This window comes from Kitasatospora sp. NPDC059812 (assembly GCF_042732075.1).
Lineage (GTDB): Bacteria > Actinomycetota > Actinomycetes > Streptomycetales > Streptomycetaceae > Kitasatospora.
Genome location: NZ_JBHWIO010000029.1, coordinates 62130 through 85306, shown reverse-complemented (window position 1 = coordinate 85306; position 23177 = coordinate 62130). Strand labels below are relative to the sequence as shown.

The following is a 23177-nucleotide window of genomic DNA, read 5'->3' as shown; positions in this document are numbered from 1 at the left end:
CCGCCTCTCCCCCGCCCTCGCCCGCCACCGCCGAAGAGCACCGCGCACCACAGGAAGGACGGCCATCCCGATGACCGACCCGCACCGACCGCACCACCACAGCGGGACCGTCCCGCCCGGCTCCGCACACGGCTCCGCACACGGCTCCGCGCACGGCCCCGAGCACGCCGCGCCGCCCAAGTGGGGCATCACCCTCCCGCTGCCCGGCCTGACCATCGACCGGCACCGGTTCCTGGTCGAGCGGCTGCCCGACCTCGGCTACACCGACGTGTGGAGCGCCGAGGGCGGCGGCACCGACGCCTTCACCCCGCTGGCCGCCACGGCGGCCTGGTCCCCCTCGCTGCGGATCGGCACCGGCATCGTCCCGGTGCACACCCGCGGCCCGGCCGTGCTCGCCCAGACCGCCGCGACACTCGCCCAACTCGCCCCGGGCCGACTGCTGCTGGGCATCGGCGCCTCGGTGCCCGCGCACGTCACCGACATCAACGGCATCCCGTTCGACGAGCCGTTCAAGCGGACCAGGGACGTCCTGCGCTTCGTCACCCGGGCGCTGCGCGGCGAGTACGTCACCGGCGGGTTCGACACCTTCGACATCACCGGCTACCGGCTGCCGCACCCCCCGACCGAGCCGGTCAAGGTCATCCTGGGCGCGCTGCGGCCCAACATGCTCCGGCTCGGCTTCAACGAGGGCGACGGCGCCATCACCAACCTGCTGTTCCCGCACGACGTGCCGAAGATCCTGGACGCCGTCGGCCCGCAGCCGCCCGGGAAGGAACTGGTCGTCAAGGTCTTCGTCTGCCCCACCGACGACACCGACTACGCCCACCGCGCCAGCCGGCCGTTCCTCGCCTGGATCCTCAACCGCGAGCCGTACCGCAAGTTCCACGAGTGGCTGGGCCACGGCGAACTCCTCGCCGAGACCCACCGCCTCTGGGCGGCCGGCGACCCGGAGAGCGCCCAGAAGGCGCTGCCCGACGAGGTCGTCGACGGGCTGTTCATCAGCGGCTCGCCGGAGGAGTGCCGGGAACGCATCCTCGCCTACCACCGCCCCGGTGTCACCACCATCCAGCTGTACGTGTCGCTGCCGCCCGAGGTGTTCGTCAGCCGCGCCAAGCTGCTCGACACCCTGGCCCGGCTCGGGCCGGCCGCCCTCTGACCGTCGCGCCCCACCCGTCCCATCCCCTGTCACCCTCACGACGCTCACGACCGGAGGCGAGCCGTGCCACTCGAAATCCGCGGCGGGGTCCGCGCCGCACCCGTCCCCGGCCACACCGCGCAGGAACGCCAGGCCCTGCGCTGGGCCCCCGACGGCCGCGACCGCACCGCCGACCCCGCGTACGTCACCCGCACCGCGCGGGAGAACGAGGAGGACGGGCTGGACAGCGCCCTGGTGGTGCAGTCCAGTTCGTGGCCCGACCCGTGGCTGGTGGCCTCGTGGGCCCTGGCCGCCACCACCCGGCTGCGCATCGCGGTCGCCCACCGGGTCGGCACCACCGCGCCGACCGTCGCCGCCCGCTCCCTCGCGACCCTGGACCGCCTCTCCGGCGGGCGGGCGGCGGCCCACGTCATCATCGGCTCCAGCGACCACGACACGGCCCGCGACGGCGACCTCCTGGACAAGCAGGAGCGCTACCGCCGGGCCGACGAGTACCTCGACCTGTTCACCCGCTACCTCGCCGCCGACCAGGACATCGACCACAAGGGCGAGTTCTACACCGTGACCGCCGCCCGGCCCGGCCTGCACCCCAGACCCGGCGGCGAGCTGCTCTCCTTCGGCGGCTCGTCACCGCAGGGCCTCGACCTGGCGGCCCGCTACGCGGAGGTGTACGCCGTCAGCCCGCTGCCGCTGCCGGACACTCGGCGGCGGATCGCCCAGGTCCGCACCGCCGCCGCCGCGCACGGCCGGACCCTGCGGATCTGGCGGCACGTCACCGTCGTCCTCGCCGACACCGACGAGGCGGCCCGCGACCGCGTCCGCCGGCTGCGCCGCGACGCCCTGCGCCTCACCTCCGGTAGCGGCGGGCCCTGGACGGAAGCCGTCCAGCTCGACCGCGACCGCGAGCGCGGCCGCTCCGACCCCTCCCGGGGCGACGAGCAGGTGGCCGCCTACATCCGCCGCTCCCTCACCGCCGCCTACGCCGGCTCCCCCGCCACCGTCGCCGCCCGCATCGGCCTGCTCCGCTCGGCCGGCGTGGACATCGTCCAGCTCGACCTCCCCGTCGAGACCGACCAGGACCGCGAGCTGCGCCGCAGCCTCGTCCGCCACCTCCGCGCCGGCCTGGGCACCCCCGCCGACCGCCGCGTCTGGTGACCGGCGCCCCCGTCCGGCCGGGGTCGAGGCGATCACCGCCTCGCCCCCGGCCGCGCCGGTCCCCTGACAGTGCCCAGATGTCTAGATGTTGGGGTTGATCGGACGGTCGCTGTCGGAGTGGTGCCAGTCGAACTCCTGGGTCTGCCCCATGCTCGCGTTCCGCCCCAGCGTCCAGAGTCCGTAGGAGGACCGCGGGCCCTGGTTGCCGACGTAGGTCAGGCAGGCACCGACGGCGTTGCACACACCGCGGTCGGTGTCGAACGTCCAACGCTGCTTCGGGTCACCCCCGTTGCACCCCACCGCCGTGGCGCCCGGGCCGTCGGACGGGCCGCTCGGGACGTGGCCCGACAGACAACGGCCGTCGTTGGTGCTGTGGATGAGGCCGTCCGGCGAGACGAACCAGAACTGGTTCCAGGAGCCGTCGCACGGGCGCAGGACGACCGGCCGGCCGTCGCCGTTGGTCTGCCGGTACTCGTCCATGCAGTAGTAGGTGCCGTTGGGGCCGCCGCTGGCCGGGCGGGCGAGCGCCACGAGGGAACCGTAGGCGTAGGGCTGCGGATTGACAGGGTCGGCCTGCGCGGCGGCGACGGGCAACGAGACGCTCAGGCCGATCGCGAGTGCCAGGGCTGAGACGATCTTTCGGGCGGACTTCATGAGGTCCGACACCTCCCTCTCTGACGGTGTGTCACTGCGGAATGCGGCCATCCTGACAGCGGGGGTGAGGGCCTGGGCCAGCTTTCCGAACGATCCCGAACAAACGGGAGTGTATGGATCTCGCCATTTGATTCACCTCAGTTGACAGGAACCCCCGGCGCGAAGAGGCTGTTCACGCAGGCTCGGCAGGGGGAGGACAGAGCTTTGACCTGGTCACCTATGCGCACCACAGCGGCCCGGTGCACCTGCCGGGCAGTCGAGGCCAACTCCGCTGTGACGCCAGCCAGTTCGCACTCCCTGGACGCACTCGCCGAGTCCCTCGCCCTGCTCCGGCAGGAGGCCGGCAGCCCCTCCTACTCGACCATCGTCCGGCGGATCAGCTCCGTCCGGGCAGCCCGCGGCGTCCCGGCCGGGGAACGCACACCCGGGCGGATCACCGTCTACGACTGCTTCCGCAGCGGACGCCAACGCCTGGACGTCGAACTGCTCTCCGACATCGTCCAGGCCCTCGGCGCGGACCCGGGCCCCTGGCGCCGCGCCTACCGCGCCGCCTCCCGGTGATCGCCGGCTATCCGCGGCCCGAACCCGGAGCGGCCGGGCCGGCCGGGGCCGCCTCCGGCTTCGTGTGGAGGATCTCGCGGGCCTGCTCCGCCGCGCGGACGATGCTCTCGGAGACGAAGTCGACGAAGCGGGCGATGTTCTCCAGGCGGGTGGCGGCCGGGGTCTGCGGGCCGAGGACGCCGACGCCCTGCCGCGCGACCTCGACGAGGTGGGCGGTGGCGCGGGCGCTGGCCATCATCGACTGGTACCAGACGTCGTCGTCGACGACGTAGCGCTCGCGGCGGCGCTCGTCGCGCTCCCGGCGGACGAGGCCCTGGCCGTCGAGGAACGCGATCGCCTTGGAGATGGACGGCGGGCTGACCTGGAGGTGCCGGGCCAGCTCGGACGCGGTGAGGCTGCCGCTGTCGGTGAGGGTGAGGCAGGCCAGCACCCGGGCCGTCATCTTGGGCATGCCGGAGGCCATCAGGACGGTGGTGTACGTCTCCTGGTACTCGCGCACGGCCTCGGCGTCGCGCCCGTGGGCCTGCGGGGGCGCCTCCGGCCCCCGGGGCGCGGCCGGCCTGCGCCGTTGGGCGCGGCGGCGTTCGGTGGCGCGGTGGGCCAGGTCGGCGCGGTAGGCGGTGGGGCCTCCGTTGCGCATCACCTCGCGCGTGACCGTCGAGGTGGGTCGGTCGAGCCGCCTGGCGATCTCCGCGTAGGCGAGGCCGTCGGCCATCCCCAGCGCGATCTGCTGGCGTTCCTGCTGAGTGAGCCTGCCTCCCGGCACCGCGATTCTCCCTTCACGCTTCCCTGAATGCCCTCACCATAGCGTTCACCCCCATTCCAGTGCAACGAAGACGGCGGCTGGCGTTGCGTTAAATCCAAAGCCACTGCAACGATAATTCCGCTTTCACCTGCATCGATACCGATTTCAAGCAACGGACTTGTTGCCACTATCCGTGAAGGCAACGTAGCGTTTCCATCATCAGAAACAACGAGCCGCAGCAGCCCGCCACCCCCACACCCGGAAGAAGGCACCCCATGACCATCAAGCAGCCCGTCTGGACCGGCATGGTCTCCGTCGACGACACCGCCCTGGCCGTGACCGACACCGGCGGGCCCGGCCGTCCCGTGGTCTACCTCAACGGCTCCTACGCCGACCAGTCGCACTGGCGGCGCGTCATCGCCGACCTCGGCGACGGCTACCGGCACATCACCTTCGACGAGCGCGCCCGCGGCAAGTCGAAGCGCTCGGCGGACTACTCGTTCGAAGCGTGCCTGCGCGACGTCGACGCCGTCCTCACCGCGAGGGGCGTGGACCGGCCGATCCTGGTGGGCTGGTCCTACGGCGCGATGCTCGCGGTGCACTGGGCCGCCCGGAACCCGGACCGCGTCCTCGGGGCAGTGTCCGTGGACGGCGCGTTCCCGCACGAGTGGCTCGACGACGCCACCCGGGAGCAGATCCGCAAGCTGTTCCGCCGGCTCAGCCCGCTGTTCCCGATCGCCCGCCGACTCGGCATGGCCGCGCGGATGAGCGCCGAGCAGCACGCCGAGATCAATCTTGAGATCAACGAGCTCTGCGCGCCCGCCGCCCTCGACCCGGTCTTCGACCAGGTGACCGCACCGGTCCGGTACGTGGTCGCCACGGGCGGCAACCTGGGCGGCGAAGCGAAGCTGATGGAACAGATCCGCACCAACCTCGACCCGGTGCTCGCCCGCAACCCGAACATCCGGGTCAGCACGAAGGTCGCGAGCAACCACTCCAAGATCCTGCGCAAGGACTTCCACGCCATCGCCGACACCGTCCGCGACCTCGCCGCCACCCCCGCGAGCGTGGCCGGCTGAGCCCCGCACCGACCCGAACCGGCCCTGCGGGGTCACCGCGAAGCGCTCGCACGACGGGCGGCCGTTCGGGCGAACTTCCCTCGGAATTACCGCGTTCGGGTGACGCGCGGCCGGCCTCGCCCGCCGGGGCCGTTAGCGTGACTGACCGTCATCGGCCGTCCGGTCGGACGGAGCTGCGCACAGCTCGGGGGCCGGGGAAAGCCGGGAGGCGGAGGCCTTCGCCGGATTCCCCACGCGCTGTCCGCTGTCCGCTGTCCGCTGTCCGCTGTCCGGGGACGATCCCGACACCGTGCTTCACCAGCTGGGAGGTTCTCCGCCATGCCCGTGTCGAGTCGATACCTGAACGCCTGGGAGGGCTTCTGGCGCGACGCACCGGCGGAGGCCGGCGCGGTGATCTGGGACGCGGAGCCGGCACTCACCGCGAGCGTGCACCTCGCGCTGTTCGACCCCTACCTCGTCGACCCGGCGCTGCCCGTCGTCGACGTCGGCTGCGGCAACGGCACCCAGACCCGCTTCCTCGCCGAACGCTTCGACCGCGCCCTCGGGGTCGACCTGTCCACCGCCGCCGTGGAGCTCGCCCGCACCCAGCATCCGGACGGGCGGGCCGAGTTCGCCCGGCTCGACGCCACCGACCGGCAGGGCGTGCGGGAGCTGCACGCCCGGCTCGGCGATGCCAACGTGTACGTACGCGCCCTGATCCACCAGTGCGAACCGGCCGACCGCCAGCCGGTCGCCGACGCCATCGCCGCCCTGGTCGGGGATCGCGGCCGGGCGTTCGTCGTCGAGCTGTCCTCGTCGGCGAAGGCCGTCCTGGCCGGCCTCGCCCAGAGCCCGCAGGGCCCTCCCCCGAAGCTGCGCCCCGTCTTCGAGCACGGCCTCGCCCCCGCCGAGGTCGTCGACTCGGCCTTCGGCGAACTGTTTCGCACCGCCGGGCTCACCGTCCTCGCCTCCGGCGAACTGCCGTTGTTCCTCACCGAGTTCGCGCCCGACGGCAGCCGGATCGACCTCCCGTCCCACTGGCTGGTGGTGGGCGCGGCCGGCACACCGCAGAGGTGACCCGGTGGGGGCGGCCGCCGGAACCGACCGCCCCCACCGCGTCACCCCCGGGTCAGCCGGGCTCCGCGGCCCCCGCCAGCCCGACCTGGGGGTGCGTCAGTTCCGTGGCGGGGCGGTCTGCCAGACTCCGGGAATGAGACGTCAACGGATCCTGGACCAGTTCATAGCTCGGGGGCCTGCCCGGGGGCAGGCGGGATGACCGGCGACGGACCGGACCTGCCCGGGGGTGCGCGCCGGGTCCCCTACCGTGATCCCGGGCTGCCGGACCACCGGAGTCCGCTGCGCTTCCTCTGGTGGCTGGTGCGCAGGCAGCGCGGCCGCGTCCTGCTCGGCTCGACCTGGGGCAGCCTGTGGATGTGCGCCCTGATGCTGCCGCCCTACCTGATGTCCAGGACGATCGACGAGGGCCTCCGGGCCCGCGACAGCGGCGCGCTGGTCTTCTGGGTGTCGGCCGTCCTCGTGGTCGGCGCGCTCATCGCCGTCCTCGGGATCCTGCGGCACCGCACCATGACCTTCGTCCGGGCGGACGCCGCGTACCGCACCGTCCAGGTCATCACCCGGCACGTCAACCGGCTGGGGACGACGCTGCCGCGCCAGGTGTCGGCCGGTGAGCTGACCCATCTCCAGGCCGGCGACATCGGCCGGATCGCGCAGACGCTGACCATCACCGGGCCCGGGGTCGGCGCGGTCATCGCCTACCTCGCCACCGCCGTCCTGCTGGTCCGGATCTCGGTCCTGCTCGCCGCGGTGATCCTCCTCGGGGTGCCGCTACTGGCCCTCACCGTCGGCCCGTTGCTGGGGAAGCTGCACGGCGCCGAGGGAGGCTACCGCGAGCAGCAGGGGGCGCTGACGGCCCTGGCCGGCGACCTGGTCGCCGGGCTGGGTGTGCTGAACGGCATCGGCGGCAAGCCGATGTTCGCCCGGCGCTACCGGGAGCGCTCGCAGGCCCTCGTCCCGCTCGGCTACCGGGTGGCCTCGTTCACCAGTTGGGTGCAGGCGCTCGGCGCCTGCCTGCCGGTGGTCTTCCTGGCCGTGGTGACCTGGCTCAGCGCCCGGATGGCGGCCGCCGGTTCGATCACGGTCGGTGAACTGGTCTCCGTCTACGGCTACGTGGCGGCCCTGCTGGTGCCGGTCTCCGCCTTCGTCGAGGGCGCGGACGACCTGCCGCGCGGGCTGGTCTCCGCCCGCCGGGTCATCGACATCCTGGCGCTGCGGCCGGATTCGACGCGCAGCCGGACACTGACGACCCCGCCGGAGGCCCCGGCGGGGCTGAGCGATCCCGACTCCGGCCTGCTGCTGCGGCCCGGGCGGCTCACCGCGCTGGCCGCCGCCCGGCCCGAGGAGGCCCGGACCGTCGTCGAGCGGCTGGGCGGCTACACCGACTCGGACGCCACCTGGGGCGACACCAGGCTCTCCGACTGGGTGCCCGCCGAACTACGGCGCCACATCCTGGTGTCGGACGACGACGCGTACGTGTTCGGCGGCACGCTCCGCTCCGCGGTGTCGATCCGCGGCGACCGCACCGAGGAGGAGCTGCGGCGCGCCCTGCACGCCGCCGCGGCCGAGGACATCGTCGACGCCCTGCCGGGCGGCCTGGACGCGCCGCTCGACGACCGCGCCGGCAACGTCTCGGGCGGGCAGCGCCAGCGGCTGCGACTGGCCCGCGCGCTGCTGGCCGATCCCGAGGTGCTGCTGCTGGTCGAGCCCACCTCGGCGCTGGACGCGCTCACCGAGGCGGCCGTGGCGGCCCGGATCGGCGCCGTGCGCGGCGGCCGGACCACCCTGGTCGTCAGCACCTCCCCCCTGGTGCTCGGCCGCGCCGACGAGGTGGTCCACCTGGTGGACGGCAAGGTCCGGGCCACCGGCACCCACGGCGAGCTGCTCGCCCGCGACCCCGGCTACGCGGCGCTGGTGTTCCGCGGCGGCAGCGACGACCACCCGGCGAGCGCCCCTGCGGACGCCGAGGAAGGCATGGTCCGATGAGCAACCCTGACACCCCCGACGCCCCCCGCCGCCTCCCGGTCGCCGACACCGCGACGGTGCGCCGGGCCAGTTGGCGCCTGCTGGCGGACGACGGCCGGGCGATGGGCGCGATCGTCGCCCTCACCTGCCTCGCCGCCCTCGCGGGCGTCGCCGGGCCGTGGCTGCTGGGCCGCATCGTCACCCGGGTCGAGAACGGCGAGCTGACGGTCGGCCAGGTGGACGGCTTCGCCGCGGCGGTCCTGGGGTTCGCCCTCGCCCAGCTGGTGCTCACCCGCTACGCCCGCTACCTCTCCCACCGGTTCGGCGAACGCGCCCTGGCCCGGCTCCGCGAGGAGGTCGTCGACCGGACGCTCGCACTGCCCGGGCGGTACGCGGAACGGGTCGGCGCCGGCGACCTGGTGACCCGCTCCTCGCTGGACGTGGGCACCGTGGCCGCCACCCTGCGCAACGCGGCCCCGGACGTCTTCATCGCCGTCGTCCAGGTGCTGGTCATCCTCACCGCGACCTTCCTGCTCGACCCGCTGATCGGGCTCTGCGCCCTGGTGGGCCTGCCGATCGTCTGGGCGGTGAGCCGCTGGTACCTGTCCCGGGCCCGGGAGGCCTACCTCGCCGAGGGGGCCGCGGCGGGCGGGGTCACCGAGGTCCTCAACTCCACGGCCCACGGCGCCCGGACCATCGAGGCGTACGGGGTCGGGGCGCGCCAGGACGGCGTGGTCGACCGGGCCGTCGACACCGCCTACCGGGCCGGGGTGCGCACTCTCTTCCTGCGGACCGTGCTGTTCCCGGTCACCGAGTTCGCGCACGCGCTGCCGATGGCGCTCGTCCTGCTGGTGGGCGGCCTCGGCCACCTCCACGGCTCGGTGACGCTGGGCGCGGTGGTGGCGGGCGGCCTCTACATGTGGCAGCTCGTCGACCCGCTGGACCGGGCGCTCAACTGGGTCGAGCAACTGCAGCGCAGCGGTGCGTCGTTCGCCCGCATCAAGGGCGTCGGCCTGGTGTCGCAGGAGCCGCCGGCCACCGGACTGCGCCCCGCCGACGACCGGATCGAGGCCGTCGGCGTGCGGTACGCCTACACCGGCTCGCACGACGTGCTGACGGACGTCGACCTGGTGGTCCGGCCGGGCGAGCGGCTGGCCGTGGTCGGCCCGTCCGGCGCCGGCAAGTCGACCCTCGGCAAGCTGCTCGCCGGCGTCGACGCCCCGGACGCGGGGCGGATCCTGGTCGGCGGCGTGCCGGTCGCGGACCTCGCCGCGGCGGGCGAGCTGGGCAACCGCGTCGTGCTCATCACCCAGCAGCACCACGTGTTCATGGGGACGCTCCGGGAGAACATGACGCTGGCCGCCCCGGACGCCGAGGACGCGGCGGTGCTGGCCGCGCTCGCCCTGGTGGAGGCGGACTGGGTGCGCGACCTCCCGGACGGGCTGGACTCGCTCCTGGGCACCGGCGGGACCGAACTCGGCGCCGCGCAGACCCAGCAGCTCACCCTGGCCCGGGTGCAGCTTGCCGATCCGCACACCCTGATCCTGGACGAGGCGACGTCCCTGCTCGACCCGACCACGGCCCGGCAGGCGGAGCGGGCGATGGCGGCCGTGCGCTCCGACCGCACGGTCATCTCCATCGCCCACCGGCTCCAGACCGCGCACGACGCGGACCGGGTCGCCGTCATGGCGGCGGGCCGCATCGTCGAGCTGGGCACCCACGACGAACTGGTCGCCGCCGGCGGGGCGTACGCGGCGCTCTGGCGGTCGTGGAGCGGGGAGTCCTGACCGGCCGCCGCTGAGAAAGCCGCCCGGGGGCGCCTGCGGTCAGGGGGTGTCGGTGCGCTTTTCGAGCCGGGTGCCGTGGCGCAGGGTGAGCGACATCAGGTCGCTGGGGCCGTCGAGTTCGAGGCGGTGCCAGCGGCCGCGGGGGACGACCACCGCGCTGCCGGCGGGCAGCGGCACCAGCTCGTCGGCACCGCCCCCCGCGCCGTCGCCGTCCCCGCCCGCGGGTCGGAGGTAGAGCCGCGCGCCGCCGGCGAGGCAGCACACCGCCTCGTCGGCCTCCGGGTGCATCTCCCAGTGGTCGGCGTGGACGTCGGCGTCGGTCTCCACGTGGAAGGCGCCGAGGTGCCAGATGTCCGGCGCGCCGCCGGCCATCTGCCGCTCGGCGGCGCGGACTTCGCCGTCGGGGTGGAAGTGCAGGGCCGAGGCGAACAGGTCGACGGCGGTGGGCGTCATGGCGGTGTTCCTTCCGGTCAGCAATTTCTATACGCGTAAGAAAACTAACCCCACACCATCGCCGCTGTCGACCCCTGGGGAAGAATGGACCCATGCCGACCGCACCGCGCAGGACCTCGGGCCGACCGCCCCGCATCTCCCGTGAGCAGGTCGTCGAGGCGGCCCGCCGGATCGTGACCGAGGAGGGCGCGGACCGGCTGACCATGCGCCGCCTCGCCTCCGAGGTCGGCAGCACGCCGATGGCGCTCTACCACCACGTACGCGACAAGGAGGAACTGCTCGTCCTGCTGCTGGACGACCACGCGGCACGGACACTGCGCCGGCCCGAACTACCCGCCGACCCGCGCGACCGCGTCGTCAGGTCCGCCGCCGCGATCCACGAGGCCCTGGCCGACTGCCCCTGGATCGTCGAGGTGCTCACCGCCGACGACCTGATGTCCGCGTCCGCGCTGTGGTTCGTCGAGCAGATCGTCGACGGCCTCACCGCGTGCGGCCTCACGCCGGAGCGGGCCGTGCAGGGGTACCGGACGATCTGGTACTACACCGCCGGCGAGCTGGTGGTCCGGGCGGCGGCGGCCCGGCGGCGCGCGGACGACGAGCGCGCCACGTACCGGGAGCAGGTGTTCGCCGGCCTCGACCCGGACGAACTCCCCCGCCTCGCCCAGGTCGCGGACCGCTGGGCCGCGCTGACCACCGACGACACCTACCTGGACGGCCTGCGGGCCCTGGTGGACGGCCTCGTCGCCGCCCGTTGACGCCTCGGCCCGCGGGCCCCCGGGTGCCTCAAGTCCGTTCCGGGAAGCGGGGCTTGGACTTGCCGTCGCCGAACGGGCCGGTCGAGTGCTGGAGCGAGTGCAGGATGGCGAGGCCCTGGCTGACGATGCCCGCCGCCATCTGGTTGACCCCGTCGCTGCCGTTGAGGACGGTGAGCTCGGCTCCGGACATGCCCCGGGCCGCCGCGTCGGCGAGGGCCGGCAGGTTCTCCACGATCCGGTTGGCCGCGATGAGCTCCTGGTTGCCGCCGCGCAGGGAGTCGGCCCGGGCGGTGTTGGCGTCCGCCTGCGCCTGGGCGAGCGCCCGCTCGCTGTAGGCGCTGCCGTCCGCCTCGAACTTCACCCGGTCGCGGGCGGCCTCGGCCAGCGTCCGCTGCCGGTAGGCCTCGGCGTCCGCCGGGCGCCGCACGTCGGCCTCCAGTTGCTGGGCGGCCAGCGCGGCCCGGCGCTGGGCGAGCGCGGTCTGCTCCTCGATGACGTCCTGGGAGGCCCGGGCCTCGGCGAGCGGCCCGGCCTGGGCGGCCCGGGCCCTGGACTGCTCGGTCTCGGCGAGGAACCCGGCCCGTTTGATCGCGGTGTCGCGCTCGTACTCGGCCTTCAGCGCGGCCGCCTGCTGCTCCCGCTCGGCGGCCTCCTGGTCCGCCTTGGCCTGGGCGATCCGGGCCTGACTGGCGACCGCCGCCACGTGCGGCGCGGCCAGGTTGTCGATGTACCCGGTCGAGTCCTCGATCTCCTGGATCTGCAGCGCGTCGACCACGATGCCGAGCTTCTCCATCTCGCCGTGGCTGCCCGCCATCACCTCCTGGGCGACCCGGCTGCGCTCCCGGATGATCTGCTCGACGGTCAGCCCGCCGATGATCGAGCGCAGGTGGCCGGCGAAGATCCGGCCGACGAGCTCCTCCATCTGGTCCTGTTCCGAGAGGAAGCGGCGGGCCGCGTTGGCGATCGACACGGCGTCGTCGCCGACCTTGAACACGCAGACCGCGCGCACGGTGAGCCGGATCCCCTGCTGGGTCACGCAGTCCTCGGCGATCTCCGCCTCCCGCAGGGCCAGGGAGAGCATGCGGACCTTCTGCTTGACCGGCAGGACGAGGCTGCCGTGCCCGGTGACGATGCGGAACTGGGTGTCCTGCGCCTGGTGCTTGGACCCGGAGATGAGCATCGCCTCGTTGGGTGCGGGAACGTGCCAGAAGAACATGACCGACCACCTGACCAGCTGGGATCCGAAACCGCGATGAGGGCGGCAACAGCTCTACTTAGGGCGGCAACAGCTCGACGATCACCGAGCGGGCCGAGATCGCGTCCACCACGACCACCCGGACGTCCCGGCCGACCGGCTCCGAGCACCAGGCCGCGAACACCTCCGAACCACCCCGGAGGGCGACCAGGACCTCGCCCGGGCCGCCCGCCGGAATGGGCACCGTCACCTTGCCGACGGCTCCGACCGGGCTCTGCCGGGAGTCGTCGACCGCGGGCGTGCTCTCTCGCGCCACCGGCGCCTCCGGTCCCCACGTCGCACCACCGGGTCGAGGACACCTGCGGCAACCGCCGACGGCGGCGGTGTCTCGACCCCTTCCACGGTACTCCGGCAACCGCCCCGCCACCGGCCGTCGCCGGCGACCACCAGGGCCGGCCGGACCGGCACCGGTCAGGGCACGGCCAGGGCGACCGCGAAGCCGTGGTCCGGGATGTCGAGGAAGCGCCGGTTGAACCGGACGAAGGGCTCGATGAGCAGGTCCACGAAGACCAGGAAGGCCACCGTACCGATGCCCACCGGGCCCCCCAGCAGCCAGCCGCAGAGCAGCAGCACTCCTTCGATCAGCCCCTTCGCGCACCAGAACGGCCAGGTCCAGCGGTGCCGGATGGTGATCGCCAGCAGGTCGATGGCCCGGATGCCGAAGCCGCTCATGATGATCAGCGCCGAGGCGTAGGCGCACAGCAGCGCGCCGAGCAGCATCAGCGGGTAGCTGCTCAGCCCCAACCAGGCCGCCGGCCGCAGCCATTGGAAGAGGTCGATCAGGCTGCCGCACAGGAAGAAGGTCACGAAGGGCGAGACCACCGGGCGTTTGCGGTTCCACGCCGCCCACGCCCCGATGCACACCACCGCGACGGCCGCCTGGCACAGGCCGATGGTGAGCGGCAGGTGCTTGAGCACGCCCAGCGAGAAGACGTCGAGCGGGTCGGTGCCCAGATCGGACTGGATGAAGAAGTGGGCACCGGTCGAGAAGACCACGCAGCCGGCCAGGTACACCAGCGCCCTGGGCAGTAACTCGCCCAGCCGCCAAGGTTTTCCGTTCGGATCGACGCCAGGGGGACGGTGCGACGCCATGGGTTCCTCCAGGGGGACGGGCGTCCGGCCCGTTGCCGCCCCCAGAGGCGCGGAGGCGGGCAGCGGCGCGGACACCGGGCTGTTCGGAAGCCGGGGCCCCGCCACCGAACTCCCGTCACACAGCTGGGAGTTCGACGCAGGGCCTCGGTCAGCCGCCGCCCGACGCCGTCACCGCGGCCGGTTCAGGCGAGCGACTGGTAGGCCAGGAAGCCGCCGAAGAGGATGACCCCGATCCCGGCGACCAGGTCGACGCCCTTCAGCAGCCGGGCGCTGAAGCGCCGGCGGAACACCACGACGCCCGTACTCAGCAGGGTGAACCACAGGAGCGTGCCGCAGCCGACGCCGACCAGCATGGACACCGAGGCGGGCAGCGTCCCGGTGACGTTCGCCGCCGTGGCCGCGGCGAAGGCGGCGGCCCAGTAGCCGATCGTCGCCGGGTTGGAGGCGGTGGCCGCCAGCGCCGTGCGGAACGCCGCCAGCGGGCGGACCACTTCGGGGTTCCGCTCGTCGTCGGTGGCCGCCTGGACCCGGAAGGCGGAGCGCAGCGAGCGCGCGCCGATGTACACCAGCACGGCGGCCCCGGCCAGCCCCAGGGCCGTCCGCAGCGCGGGGACGTCCAGCAGCCTGCCGACCCCGGCGAGGCCCAGGCCGGCGTAGGCGATGTCCACCAGGGCCGCGCCCAGGCCGATCGCCCAGCCGGTCGGGAAGCCGTCGCGCAGGACGCTGCGCACGCACAGCAGGCCGATGGGGCCGAGGGGCAGGGCGACCAGGAAGCCGAGGCTGAGCCCGGCGAACCACGCGGGGAGGATGTTCACCGCAGTCCCCCGCAGGTCACCGCGATCATTCCGGTCCGATGAAAGTCCCGGTGAAAGTCCCGGCTCAGGTCCCGGCTCAAGGCCCGGCGGAAGGCCTGGTGCGAGCACGTGCGCGACAATTCGCTCTGCCCCTCGTCACAACACCCGCCGATCAGGTCACTCGACGAGCTCCGATATGCCGAACCGTACCTCATCCCCTTCGGCGGGACTGAGATCTTCCGGCGCGTAGAACAGCTCGTACACATTGGTCGACAACAACTGACCGAGCCTGGTCAGCGCATACACGTCCGTGCCCCGTTCCTCCAGCCAGCCCTTGTCGATGAGCTGCTCGATCTCCGCCCCGAAGACGGCCTCCATGGTGACGCCGAACCGGTCGTGGAAGTCCGGCCGGTTGACCTCGCACATCTTGAGGCCGCGGATCATGACGCGGCGCATTTCCTGTTCCTTGGTGAGGTACGTGGCGAAATCCAGCGGAATTTGACCACTTCCGACCATCTCGTAGTACTTCTTGAGCGGCTTGACGTTGACGAACAGCCGGTCGTGGATCACGCTCTTCGACGAGACGCCGAATCCGATCATCGGCCAGGTCCGCCAGTAGTACTCCAGGAAGCGCGAGTAGTCGGCGCAGCGGTCGGGGTGGTAGTACCCCGTCGAGCTGCGCCGGGCGAAGCCCGCCGCCTCCAGCGCGTCGATGGCGTACTCGTACATCCGGCGCTCGTCCTGCGCCGAGGGGAGCGCCATCTTCCCGGACGTGATGAGCGAGTGGAACGCCGTCTTGGGCCAGATCTCCAGGCCGTAGGCCGTGATGCAGGCCGGTTCGAGTTCGATGGCCCGGTCGACGCTGCGCTTCCAGTCGTCCACGGACTGGTCGGGCAGCGGAAAGATCAGGTCGATGTTGGTGTGCGTGAACCCGCCGTCGACGACGGTGCGGAAGGCGCGTTCGGCGGTGGCCAGGTCGTGCGAGCGGTTGCAGATCTCCAGCAGCCGGTCGTCGAAGGCCTGGACGCCGACACTGAGCCGGGTGAACCCGGCCTCCCGCATCCGCGCGATCTTGGCCTCGTCGACCGTCGAGGGGTCGAATTCCAGGCCGATCTCCGCGCCCTCGTTGAATTCGAACGATTCCCGGCAGGCGTCCAGCAGCCGGGCCGTCTGGTCGCCGGTGAGGATGCCCGGCGTACCGCCGCCGAAATACACCGCGTCGACCCGGAACGCGGGGAAGGCCCGATTGGCGGCGAAGGCGCGGATCTCGCGTTCGAGCGCGTCGACGTACTGGGCGAAGTGCTGCTCGTTCCGGTTGATGTAGACGGTGTAGTCGCAGAATCCGCACTTGGTGATGCAGAACGGGACGTGCAGGTAGAGCACCGCGTTCTCGGGGCGGAAGTACTCGTCGTACTCGTGGTGCCGGTATTTGAACGGGTACGTGTGGATGTTCCGTCGGATGATCTTCTCGGCCATCTGCGGTCGCTCCTTCGTCGGGGCCGGCCTGGCGTGGTGGTGGACGGGTCCGGGGGCGGAGGCCGTCAGCAGAGGACCTGGAACGGGCGGACGTCGGCGGCCGCGTCGAGGGCCGGCCGGTCGTTGGGGACCACCGGGCGCCCGCACGAGACGAAGAGGTCGTCGTAGCGCTCCCGCGACCGCTCGCGGTAGTCGGCGGCGGAGCGGGCCAGCATCTTGACGACCTCCTCCGCGAGCATCAACTGGTACTGGCAGGACTCGGTGTTGAGGACGTTCACGTCGCCCGAGGCCACGTGGTTCTCCTGCCGGCAGCCCCCGCCGCACAGGTAGCGGGCCCAGCAGGACCCGCACACCCGGTGCTCGTCGACGGTGCGCCGCCACTCGGGGTGCTCCCGGGTGAGGCCCTCGGCCCCGGTGCCCACGTCGAAGCCCTGGTCACCGACCAGGCGGTGGCAGGGGCTGACGCTGCCGTCCGGGGAGTGCGTGTAGTACGTCCGGCCGCCCGAGCAGAACGCCAGCGCCGCCGCGCCCTCGGTGACCATCTGCACGGCCCGCTCGTACTCCAGCACGCCCTTGAACCGGTTGTCGGGGGCGAACAGCCGCGGGTAGTGGACCAGGAAGTCCTTGAACTGCTCCACGATGCCGGGCTGGAGGAAGTGGTTGATGTACTGGATGCCCTTCGGCTCGGACAGCTTCCGGTCCCCCAGCGTGAGGGCGATCGGCACCGTCGTGCCCTGCTCCACCGGGTAGACGCCCGGATAGATCTGGAAGTAGTCGAAGAGGTCGAGCCCCCACAGGTCGAGCACGCTCTCGGTGAGGCTGGGCTGCGCCGTCGCGATGGTCATCCGGGCCACCAGGGTGACGTCGTCGCCGCACGCCTCGCGCAGCCGGAACAGGTTGCGGATGATCCGGTCGTAGGAGCCCTTCCCGTTCTTGGACGGGCGGTTGGCGTCCTGGACCTCGCGGCCGCCGTCGATCGAGACCGAGACGATGAACCGGTGGTCGCGGAACAACTCCTCGACACCCTGGGGCATCAGGGTGAGGTTGGTCGAGATCCGGTGGACGAACTCGGTGCCCGAGCGCCCGGTGAGGTCGCGGGCGCGTTCGCAGATCTTGCGGATCACCGTGAAGTTCGCCAGCGGCTCCCCGCCGAAGAACTCGAAGCGGACCCGCTGCCCGGGCGCGGCGTAGCGGTGGATGAAGTCGAAGATCCAGGCGATCGAGTGCTCGCCCATCGCCTCGGTGATCCGGCCGTAGTCCCCGCCCTCGGCGAAGCAATACGTGCAGGCGAGGTTGCACACGTTCGTCAGGTTGACGTTGACCGCGAAGTCGGCGCCGTCGGAGAGCGCGCTCTCCCGGAGCCGGATGCGGTTGGCCTCCCGGCCGGTGGCGGCGCCGGCCTGCAGCCGCTCCCACGCCCGCCGCTCGTCCAGCCGCAGGTGGTCGACGCCGGAGGCCAGCCGCTCGGCGGTGTCCGCCGGGGCGAGCAGCAGCCGGTGGCTCCCGGTGATGAGGACGGCCGACAGGTCGTCGCTGAACGGCAGGACGCGGTAGTCGGTCCCGTGCCGCATCGGACCCGCCTGCTCCGTCGTGCTCGCGGGCCCGGTCATGACCTGGCGCGGGGCTGGAAGAGCGGCAGCGGCGAGACGTCCTCGTTCAGCGTTCCGGCGGAGGCCTCCACGGTCGGGAAGTGCGCGCGGTCGAAGACCTGGTGGAGGCTGGAGGTGCACTGCGGCGGTACGGCCACCTGGACGCCGACCTCGCCCGCCGTGCTCTTGGCCGCGATGTACCGGAAGCTCTCCTGCGGGGCCAGGTCGATGACCTGCCAGCCCTGGTCGGCGGCCGGGTCCCCGTAGCGGCGGTGGTAGGCCCGCACCGGCGCGGCGGAGGTGTTGCGCACCTGGACGTGCAGGGCGCGGACGTCGCCGTGCCAGTCGAAGCGGGCCAGGTCCAGGCCCTCGGCGGCGGGGAGTTCCGGCACCCGGGCGCGCGGGCGGGCGTCGGGCAGCAGGACGATCGGCGAGCGGGCGCCGCAGCCGATGCAGGCGCCGGCCGCGTCCAGGCCGACCAGGTCGGCGTTCAGGCCGTAGCGGGTGATCTGGAGCTGCCCGCACCGGTGGCACCAGGTGTTGGTCGACTCCGTGTCGTACACGTTCCCCAGGTAGACGTGGTTGAGCCCCATGTCCATGGCGACCTTGCGGGCCCGTTCCAGCCGGTCGACGGGGGTGCGGATGGTGTTGGTCATCTTGTAGTCCGGGTGGAAGCGCACGAAGTGCGTGGGCACGTCGGGACTGAGCCGCTCGCCGACGAACCTCGCCATGTCCCGGGCGGTCGCCTCGTCGTCGCTGAGGTCGGTGACCATCAGCGTGGAGACCTCGACGTGCTTCCCGGCCCGGAACACCTGCTCGGTGCCCTCCAGGACCGGTTCCAGCCAGCCCTTGGTGATCTTCCGGTAGTACTTCGGGTCCAGGGACTTGATCGACACCGAGAAGATGTCGATCACCGGGATCAGTTCCTCGATCGCCTCGCCGCTGATGAAGAACGCGGACTTGTAGAGGTTGACGATTCCCGCCGCCTTGGCGAGGGCGGCCGTCTCCACGACGAACTCGTGCCACACCACCGGGTCGTTGTAGGTCCAGGAGATCACCTTCACGCCGTGCCGGACGGCGATGTCCACGACCTCCTCGGGCGTGTAGTGGTAGACGTCCTTGTCCTCCACGTGGCGCGCCTGCGACGTCTTCCAGTTGTGGCAGTAGTCGCAGTTGAGCATGCAGCCGACGTTCCCCATCGAGAGGATCCGGGCGCCGGGCGCGTAGTGGAACACCGCCTCGGTCTCGATGGTCTCCTCGGTGGCGTGGACCGAGCGCCCGTAGTTCAGGGTCACCAGGCGGCCGTCCCGGTTGGCCCGGACCATGCAGAATCCGTGCTGGCCGGGGCGGATCCGGCAGTTCCGGGGGCTGAGATGACATCGGACCACGCCGTCGTCCAGGCGTTCCTCCAGCCTGGCGGGGCGCGGTTCCTTGTCCCAGGTGTTCTGCGACATGGCTGTTCCTTCCGTGCGGTGGTACGGACACGGTGGTACGGAGGCGGTGGTGCGGCGGCGACGGGTCGGGGCCGGACGGATCGGGGCCGGACGGGTAGATCCCGGACGGCCCGGCGCGGTCGTCCGCACCGGGCGGGCCCTCCGGATCAGGCCGTCGCCGGAGGAGGTGCGGTCACGTGCGCGGGGCACGCCGGGACGGGGCGCGCCGGGGCGGCGCGGTCGGGCAACCCGAATTCCCGCACTGCAGTGCGGAATTCGACATCGGCCCGCCCGTACATCCGCCCGTACATCCGCCCGTGGTCCGGAACCCCACTGTCCCGGTTTCTCGCTTTCACCGGGCGGGCCGGTTCCGCGCGGGTTTCCGCGGTCACGAACGTCAAGCGGATCTCACTTTCCCTCATGACGAAGCCACTGCTGAGAAAAACGCCTCGCGAAGAGGCCGAAGCGGAGCGGGAGTTCGGTGAGAAATTCGCCAACTGCGATGAGCTTCGGCGTATGGGCTCCCGCCTGTCAAGAAGTCCGCGTGCCGCCCGATCCGGCCAACACCTCGAAGCGGACAGCGCCCTCCGGTCGCAGCGGGGCGCAGGTTAGGCAAGCCTCACAAACGGTGATCTCGCGCCTGCCCAGCGGGTTCCCGGGCCGGGGAACGGCGGGGGCCGATCCGGCGGGGCGGCGCGGCCGGGATCGCCCGATGTGGGAGGAGGGCCGAAAATCGCCGCCGGTCGGCGGAATACCTGCTGTCACAGAGCCGATCGGCCGCCCCACCCGCCGCTCGCCGAGCACCGGTAAAGGCGGTCCCGAGGGGGGGCGTGTGGAGCGGCCGGGGCAACGAGGGGGCGGCTGTTGGGAATTCAGGGGGCGGTGGGGCCGGACGGGGAGAGGATCCGGGAGAGGCCGAAATCGAAGCGCTCGGTGAAGGCGGCGTCCTCCATGTGCGGGACGACCCGGGCGAGCGCCGGGTAGTCGCCGGCGGCGAGGGCCGGGCCGAGGGTGTGCACGCCGCCCTGGGCGGCCAGGGCCTGCTCCTCCTGGGTCAGGCCGAGGGTCAGGTACTGGATGGTCCAGAACACCCAGGACGCGCGGCGCTCGTCCAGGCCGCCGTCGAGGAGCGCGGCGATCATCGCGTCGGCGAAGCGCAGGGTGCCGGGCTCGGCGGCATAGGTGCCGGCGACGATGACCGCGCCGTCGCGGTGGGCCAGCAGGCACCGGCGGTAGCGGTGGGCGAGTTCGCGGGCCCGCTCGTGCCAGGGCGCGGGCAGGTCGTCGAGCGGGATCTCGCCGACGATCGCGTCCGCCATGAGTTCCAGCAGGCGGCCCTTGGTCTTGGCGTGCCAGAGCACGGTGTTCATCCGGACGCCGAGCCGTTCGGCGACGCCGCGCACGGAGACGGCGGCGGCGCCCTTGTCGTCCAGCAGGTCGAGGGCGGCGCGGACCACCGTGTCGGCGTCGAGTCGGGTCCGGGGGGCATCCGGGGCTTGCTTCTTGGTCACTGACCTAGTCTACTGGAGCCAAGTCATTGGTCACTGACCAAGAGAGGGATGAGTCATGGAACAGGTCGTCATCGCCGGCGGGGGCCCGGTCGGGCTCTGGCTCGCCGCCGAACTCCGGCTGCAGGGCATCGAGGTCACCGTGCTGGAGAGCCGCGCCGAACCCGACCCGCACTCGCGGGCCACCACCGTGCACCCGCGCACCCTGGAACTGCTGGCCTCCCGCGGCCTGGTGGAGCCCTTCCTCGCCGAGGGCGTCCGCATCCCCGGCGGGCACTTCGCCGCCCTGCCGCCCCGGCTGGACTTCAGCCGGCTGGACACGCCGTACCCGTTCACGCTCGCGCTCCCCCAGGTGCGCACCGAGGAGCTGCTGGCCGAACACCTCCGCTCGACCGGCGCCCGGCTGCTGCGCGGACACCGCGTCACCGGGCTGGACCAGGGCGACGACGCGGTCACCATCCACGTCCACGGCCCGGACGGCCCCTACCGGCTGCGCACCGCCTACCTGGTCGGCTGCGACGGCACCCGCAGCACCGTGCGCGAGGCGGCGGGCATCGGCTTCCCCGGCACCCCGGCCACCGCCTGGGCCTGGATGGCGGACGCCGTGCTCGACGCACCGCCGCGCTGGCGCTCCGTCTCCAACGAGCAGGGCACCGTGATGGTCTTCCCGCTGCCCAGCGGGGTGCACCGGGTGGTCGGCAACGACACGGCGACCGTCCACACCAAGCCCGGCCCGCTGACCTTCGAGCAGCTGCGCGCCAAGGTCCGCGGGATCACCGGGACGGACTTCGGGATGCGCGAGGCCGGCTGGATCTCCACCTTCGGCAACGCCTCCCGCCAGGCCGACCGGTACCGGCACGGGCGGGTCCTGGTGGCGGGCGACGCCGCGCACTCGCACTTCCCGGCCGGCGGGCCCGGACTCAACGTCGGCATGCAGGACGCCGCCAACCTCGGCTGGAAGCTCGCCCGCACCATCACCGGCGCCGCCCCCTACGGCCTGCTCGACAGCTACCACGCCGAGCGCCACCCGGTCGGCGTGGAGCTGCTGCGCTCCACCCACGCCCAGTCCGGGCTGATGACCGACCACTCGCCGACGACGCTGGCCCTGCGCGGTCTGCTCGCCGAACTCATCACCGGCGTCGACGAGTTCTCGGACGAACTGGCCGGTCGCGCGGCCGGCCTCGCGACCGCCTACCCGGCCGACCCCGGCAGCGGGGCGCACCCGCTGACCGGCTCCCGGGCGCCGGACCTGAGGCTCGCCGGGCCCGCGGACGGCAACGGCCTGTTCACGCTGATGCGAGGAGGCCGCCACGTCCTGCTCGACCTCACCGGCCGGGCCGGCGCCGAGTTCGCCGCCCTCGCCCACGCCACCAGCCCGGGCGTCACCGTGCACAGCGCGCCGCTCGGCACGTCACGGCCCGCCTGGCGCGGTGTCACCGCCGCCCTGGTCCGGCCCGACGGGCACCTGGCCTGGCTCACCGAGGAACAGCACCTCCCCGCACTGGTCAAGGCCGCCCACACGGCCGTCACGGCGACGACCGCCCACCCTTCCGCCGCGGTCCCTCTACGCTGAGGACCGGTCGGCCCACGGGCGCCCCCTCCGGAGCCCCGAGGGCCGGCGGCAGCCGCTCGCGCAGGTCCGCGGCGCCCGCCCCGCCGACCTGATACCGCTCACCACCACACCGGCCACCCGCCGAACCCGCACCGGAGGCGCCCGATGACCACCCTCCACCTCGGCGTCGACGCCGGCGGCAGCCACACCCGCGCCGTCCTCCTGGACGCCGCGGGCGCCGTCCGGGGCCGCGGCGAGAGCCCCGGCGCCAACCCCGCCGGAGAGGGCCCGGAGCCGGCGCTCGACCGGCTGGCGGCGGCGGTCACGGCCGCCCTCGACGGGCGCGGCCCGGGCCGGATCGCCGCCTGCCTGATCGGCCTCGCCGGGTACCGCTCCCTACCGGACCCGGACGCGTTCGCCGAGCGCTGCCGGGCCGCCCTCGGCCTCCGCCACCCGGTGCGGCTCGTCCCCGACACCGTCCCGGCCCTGGCCTCCGGCGGCGTCACCGACGGCCACGGCACCGTCCTGATCGCGGGCACCGGCGCGATCTGCGTCCGGCTCGCCGGTGCCCGCACGCTCGCGCGCGGCGGCGGGCTCGGCTGGCTGCTCGGCGACGAGGGCGGCGGCTTCTGGCTCGGCCGCGAGGCCCTGCGCCACGCCCACGCCGACCCGGCCGGCCCGCTCGGCACCGCCGTCCGCGCCCGCTGCGCCGCCGACTCCCCCGAAGCCCTGCTCCACTGGGCCTACGCCGGCCCGCCCCGCCGGCTCGCCACCCTCGCCCCGCTGGTCTCCCGGCTCGCCGCGCAGGGAGACCCGGCCGCCCGCGCCATCGCCGACACCGCCGCCGACCACCTGGCCGGCCTCGTCCGCGCCACCGCCGCCCCCGCCGAACCGCTGGTCCTCACCGGCTCGGTGGCCACCGCCCCCGGTCCGATCCGCGAGCGCCTCCACCACCTCCTCGCCGACCTCCACCCCCGCCTCCCCCGCACCGACGCCGCCACCGCCGCCGCCCACCTCGCCACCCGCCTCGCCGCCGGGCGGTAGGCGGTAGGCCGTAAGCGGTAGACGGTCCCGACGGATCACCAACTCCACTGCACCCCACCGGAAATGGCATG

The 23177-nt window shown here is 73.0% G+C and carries 21 protein-coding genes; 10 read left to right on the top strand and 11 right to left on the bottom strand.

The features are described from left to right. Window positions 1–70 precede the first annotated feature (70 nt). Window positions 71–1156: an LLM class F420-dependent oxidoreductase gene (locus tag ACFV6D_RS17155; protein ID WP_380560390.1), complete on the top strand. Its 1086-nt coding sequence runs from the start codon at window positions 71–73 to the stop codon at window positions 1154–1156. A 63-nt stretch (window positions 1157–1219) separates the two neighbouring features. Then, window positions 1220–2311 carry an LLM class flavin-dependent oxidoreductase gene (locus tag ACFV6D_RS17150; RefSeq protein ID WP_380560389.1) on the top strand — a complete coding sequence of 364 codons (1092 nt, stop codon included), beginning with the start codon at window positions 1220–1222 and terminating at the stop codon, window positions 2309–2311. 81 nt (window positions 2312–2392) lie between these two features. On the opposite strand, the gene ACFV6D_RS17145 is transcribed toward ACFV6D_RS17150, so the two are convergent. Then, on the bottom strand, window positions 2393–2965 hold the full coding sequence (locus ACFV6D_RS17145) for an RICIN domain-containing protein (protein ID WP_380339673.1): 573 nt from the start codon (window positions 2963–2965) through the stop codon (window positions 2393–2395). A gap of 273 nt (window positions 2966–3238) precedes the next feature. Between ACFV6D_RS17145 and ACFV6D_RS17140 the strand changes: the two genes are divergently transcribed. Then, entirely contained in the window at window positions 3239–3526 is a 288-nt protein-coding gene (locus tag ACFV6D_RS17140) for a hypothetical protein (protein WP_380560388.1), read from the top strand. Between the two features lie 7 nt (window positions 3527–3533). Here the strand turns inward: ACFV6D_RS17140 and ACFV6D_RS17135 are convergent, their stop codons facing one another. Next, on the bottom strand, window positions 3534–4292 hold the full coding sequence (locus tag ACFV6D_RS17135; RefSeq protein ID WP_380560387.1) for a helix-turn-helix domain-containing protein: 759 nt from the start codon (window positions 4290–4292) through the stop codon (window positions 3534–3536). A 254-nt stretch (window positions 4293–4546) separates the two neighbouring features. On the opposite strand from ACFV6D_RS17135, the gene ACFV6D_RS17130 reads away from it, so the two are divergent. The 4 genes from ACFV6D_RS17130 to ACFV6D_RS17115 all read left to right on the top strand — a co-directional run bounded on the left by ACFV6D_RS17130 (window position 4547) and on the right by ACFV6D_RS17115 (window position 10155). Then, window positions 4547–5350 carry an alpha/beta fold hydrolase gene (locus ACFV6D_RS17130; protein ID WP_380560386.1) on the top strand — a complete coding sequence of 268 codons (804 nt, stop codon included), beginning with the start codon at window positions 4547–4549 and terminating at the stop codon, window positions 5348–5350. 318 nt (window positions 5351–5668) lie between these two features. Then, a complete protein-coding gene (locus ACFV6D_RS17125) occupies window positions 5669–6406 on the top strand; it encodes a class I SAM-dependent methyltransferase (RefSeq protein ID WP_380339661.1) in 738 nt (245 codons plus the stop codon). A gap of 195 nt (window positions 6407–6601) precedes the next feature. Then, window positions 6602–8389 (top strand): ABC transporter transmembrane domain-containing protein, encoded by a 1788-nt coding sequence (locus ACFV6D_RS17120; RefSeq protein WP_380560385.1) that lies wholly within the window; start codon window positions 6602–6604, stop codon window positions 8387–8389. Continuing rightward, window positions 8386–10155, top strand: a complete 1770-nt coding sequence (locus ACFV6D_RS17115; protein ID WP_063346364.1) for an ABC transporter ATP-binding protein — start codon at window positions 8386–8388, stop codon at window positions 10153–10155. Before ACFV6D_RS17120 ends, ACFV6D_RS17115 begins: the two co-directional genes overlap by 4 nt. Window positions 10156–10194: 39 nt before the next feature. Here ACFV6D_RS17115 and ACFV6D_RS17110 read toward each other — a convergent pair whose 3' ends face one another. Further along, window positions 10195–10608: a hypothetical protein gene (locus ACFV6D_RS17110; RefSeq protein ID WP_063346365.1), complete on the bottom strand. Its 414-nt coding sequence runs from the start codon at window positions 10606–10608 to the stop codon at window positions 10195–10197. A 92-nt stretch (window positions 10609–10700) separates the two neighbouring features. Here ACFV6D_RS17110 and ACFV6D_RS17105 point away from each other — a divergent pair, with 92 nt between their 5' ends. Further along, window positions 10701–11363, top strand: a complete 663-nt coding sequence (locus ACFV6D_RS17105; RefSeq protein ID WP_063346366.1) for a TetR/AcrR family transcriptional regulator — start codon at window positions 10701–10703, stop codon at window positions 11361–11363. Window positions 11364–11391: 28 nt separating this feature from the next. Here the strand turns inward: ACFV6D_RS17105 and ACFV6D_RS17100 are convergent, their stop codons facing one another. The 8 genes from ACFV6D_RS17100 to ACFV6D_RS17065 all read right to left on the bottom strand — a co-directional run bounded on the left by ACFV6D_RS17100 (window position 11392) and on the right by ACFV6D_RS17065 (window position 20513). Continuing rightward, window positions 11392–12579: a flotillin family protein gene (locus ACFV6D_RS17100; RefSeq protein WP_063346367.1), complete on the bottom strand. Its 1188-nt coding sequence runs from the start codon at window positions 12577–12579 to the stop codon at window positions 11392–11394. 58 nt (window positions 12580–12637) lie between these two features. Beyond that, window positions 12638–12874, bottom strand: coding sequence for a hypothetical protein (locus tag ACFV6D_RS17095; RefSeq protein ID WP_063346368.1), 237 nt, complete (start codon window positions 12872–12874; stop codon window positions 12638–12640). A gap of 155 nt (window positions 12875–13029) precedes the next feature. Continuing rightward, window positions 13030–13710: a YitT family protein gene (locus ACFV6D_RS17090; protein WP_208869047.1), complete on the bottom strand. Its 681-nt coding sequence runs from the start codon at window positions 13708–13710 to the stop codon at window positions 13030–13032. Window positions 13711–13892: 182 nt separating this feature from the next. After that, entirely contained in the window at window positions 13893–14525 is a 633-nt protein-coding gene (locus ACFV6D_RS17085; RefSeq protein ID WP_063346369.1) for a LysE/ArgO family amino acid transporter, read from the bottom strand. A gap of 156 nt (window positions 14526–14681) precedes the next feature. Beyond that, complete coding sequence (locus ACFV6D_RS17080) at window positions 14682–15980, bottom strand: coproporphyrinogen-III oxidase family protein (RefSeq protein WP_063346370.1); 1299 nt, start codon at window positions 15978–15980, stop codon at window positions 14682–14684. Window positions 15981–16045: 65 nt separating this feature from the next. Further along, window positions 16046–17551, bottom strand: coding sequence for a radical SAM/SPASM domain-containing protein (locus tag ACFV6D_RS17075; protein ID WP_063346371.1), 1506 nt, complete (start codon window positions 17549–17551; stop codon window positions 16046–16048). Between the two features lie 35 nt (window positions 17552–17586). Next, the gene (amrS, locus tag ACFV6D_RS17070) at window positions 17587–19023 is read right to left on the bottom strand and encodes an AmmeMemoRadiSam system radical SAM enzyme (RefSeq protein ID WP_063346372.1); all 1437 of its coding nucleotides are present in this window, start codon (window positions 19021–19023) and stop codon (window positions 17587–17589) included. Window positions 19024–19874: 851 nt separating this feature from the next. Then, window positions 19875–20513, bottom strand: a complete 639-nt coding sequence (locus ACFV6D_RS17065; protein WP_063346373.1) for a TetR/AcrR family transcriptional regulator C-terminal domain-containing protein — start codon at window positions 20511–20513, stop codon at window positions 19875–19877. A gap of 55 nt (window positions 20514–20568) precedes the next feature. Between ACFV6D_RS17065 and ACFV6D_RS17060 the strand changes: the two genes are divergently transcribed. Together ACFV6D_RS17060 and ACFV6D_RS17055 are read left to right on the top strand one after the other, a co-directional pair. Further along, window positions 20569–22083 (top strand): FAD-dependent monooxygenase, encoded by a 1515-nt coding sequence (locus tag ACFV6D_RS17060; RefSeq protein ID WP_063346374.1) that lies wholly within the window; start codon window positions 20569–20571, stop codon window positions 22081–22083. A gap of 144 nt (window positions 22084–22227) precedes the next feature. Next, window positions 22228–23106 (top strand): N-acetylglucosamine kinase, encoded by an 879-nt coding sequence (locus ACFV6D_RS17055; protein WP_063346375.1) that lies wholly within the window; start codon window positions 22228–22230, stop codon window positions 23104–23106. The last annotated feature ends 71 nt before the right edge of the window (window positions 23107–23177 follow it).

Bases quoted from the DNA above. Each gene is read 5' to 3' on its own strand.
- ACFV6D_RS17155 (WP_380560390.1), top strand. From the start codon at position 71: ATGACCGACCCGCACCGACCGCACCACCACAGCGGGACCGTCCCGCCC.
- ACFV6D_RS17145 (WP_380339673.1), bottom strand. From the start codon at position 2,965: ATGAAGTCCGCCCGAAAGATCGTCTCAGCCCTGGCACTCGCGATCGGC.
- ACFV6D_RS17130 (WP_380560386.1), top strand. From the start codon at position 4,547: ATGACCATCAAGCAGCCCGTCTGGACCGGCATGGTCTCCGTCGACGAC.
- ACFV6D_RS17125 (WP_380339661.1), top strand. From the start codon at position 5,669: ATGCCCGTGTCGAGTCGATACCTGAACGCCTGGGAGGGCTTCTGGCGC.
- ACFV6D_RS17120 (WP_380560385.1), top strand. From the start codon at position 6,602: ATGACCGGCGACGGACCGGACCTGCCCGGGGGTGCGCGCCGGGTCCCC.
- ACFV6D_RS17115 (WP_063346364.1), top strand. From the start codon at position 8,386: ATGAGCAACCCTGACACCCCCGACGCCCCCCGCCGCCTCCCGGTCGCC.
- ACFV6D_RS17110 (WP_063346365.1), bottom strand. From the start codon at position 10,608: ATGACGCCCACCGCCGTCGACCTGTTCGCCTCGGCCCTGCACTTCCAC.
- ACFV6D_RS17105 (WP_063346366.1), top strand. From the start codon at position 10,701: ATGCCGACCGCACCGCGCAGGACCTCGGGCCGACCGCCCCGCATCTCC.
- ACFV6D_RS17100 (WP_063346367.1), bottom strand. From the start codon at position 12,579: ATGTTCTTCTGGCACGTTCCCGCACCCAACGAGGCGATGCTCATCTCC.
- ACFV6D_RS17090 (WP_208869047.1), bottom strand. From the start codon at position 13,710: ATGGCGTCGCACCGTCCCCCTGGCGTCGATCCGAACGGAAAACCTTGG.
- ACFV6D_RS17080 (WP_063346370.1), bottom strand. From the start codon at position 15,980: ATGGCCGAGAAGATCATCCGACGGAACATCCACACGTACCCGTTCAAA.
- ACFV6D_RS17075 (WP_063346371.1), bottom strand. From the start codon at position 17,551: ATGCGGCACGGGACCGACTACCGCGTCCTGCCGTTCAGCGACGACCTG.
- amrS (WP_063346372.1), bottom strand. From the start codon at position 19,023: ATGTCGCAGAACACCTGGGACAAGGAACCGCGCCCCGCCAGGCTGGAG.
- ACFV6D_RS17060 (WP_063346374.1), top strand. From the start codon at position 20,569: ATGGAACAGGTCGTCATCGCCGGCGGGGGCCCGGTCGGGCTCTGGCTC.
- ACFV6D_RS17055 (WP_063346375.1), top strand. From the start codon at position 22,228: ATGACCACCCTCCACCTCGGCGTCGACGCCGGCGGCAGCCACACCCGC.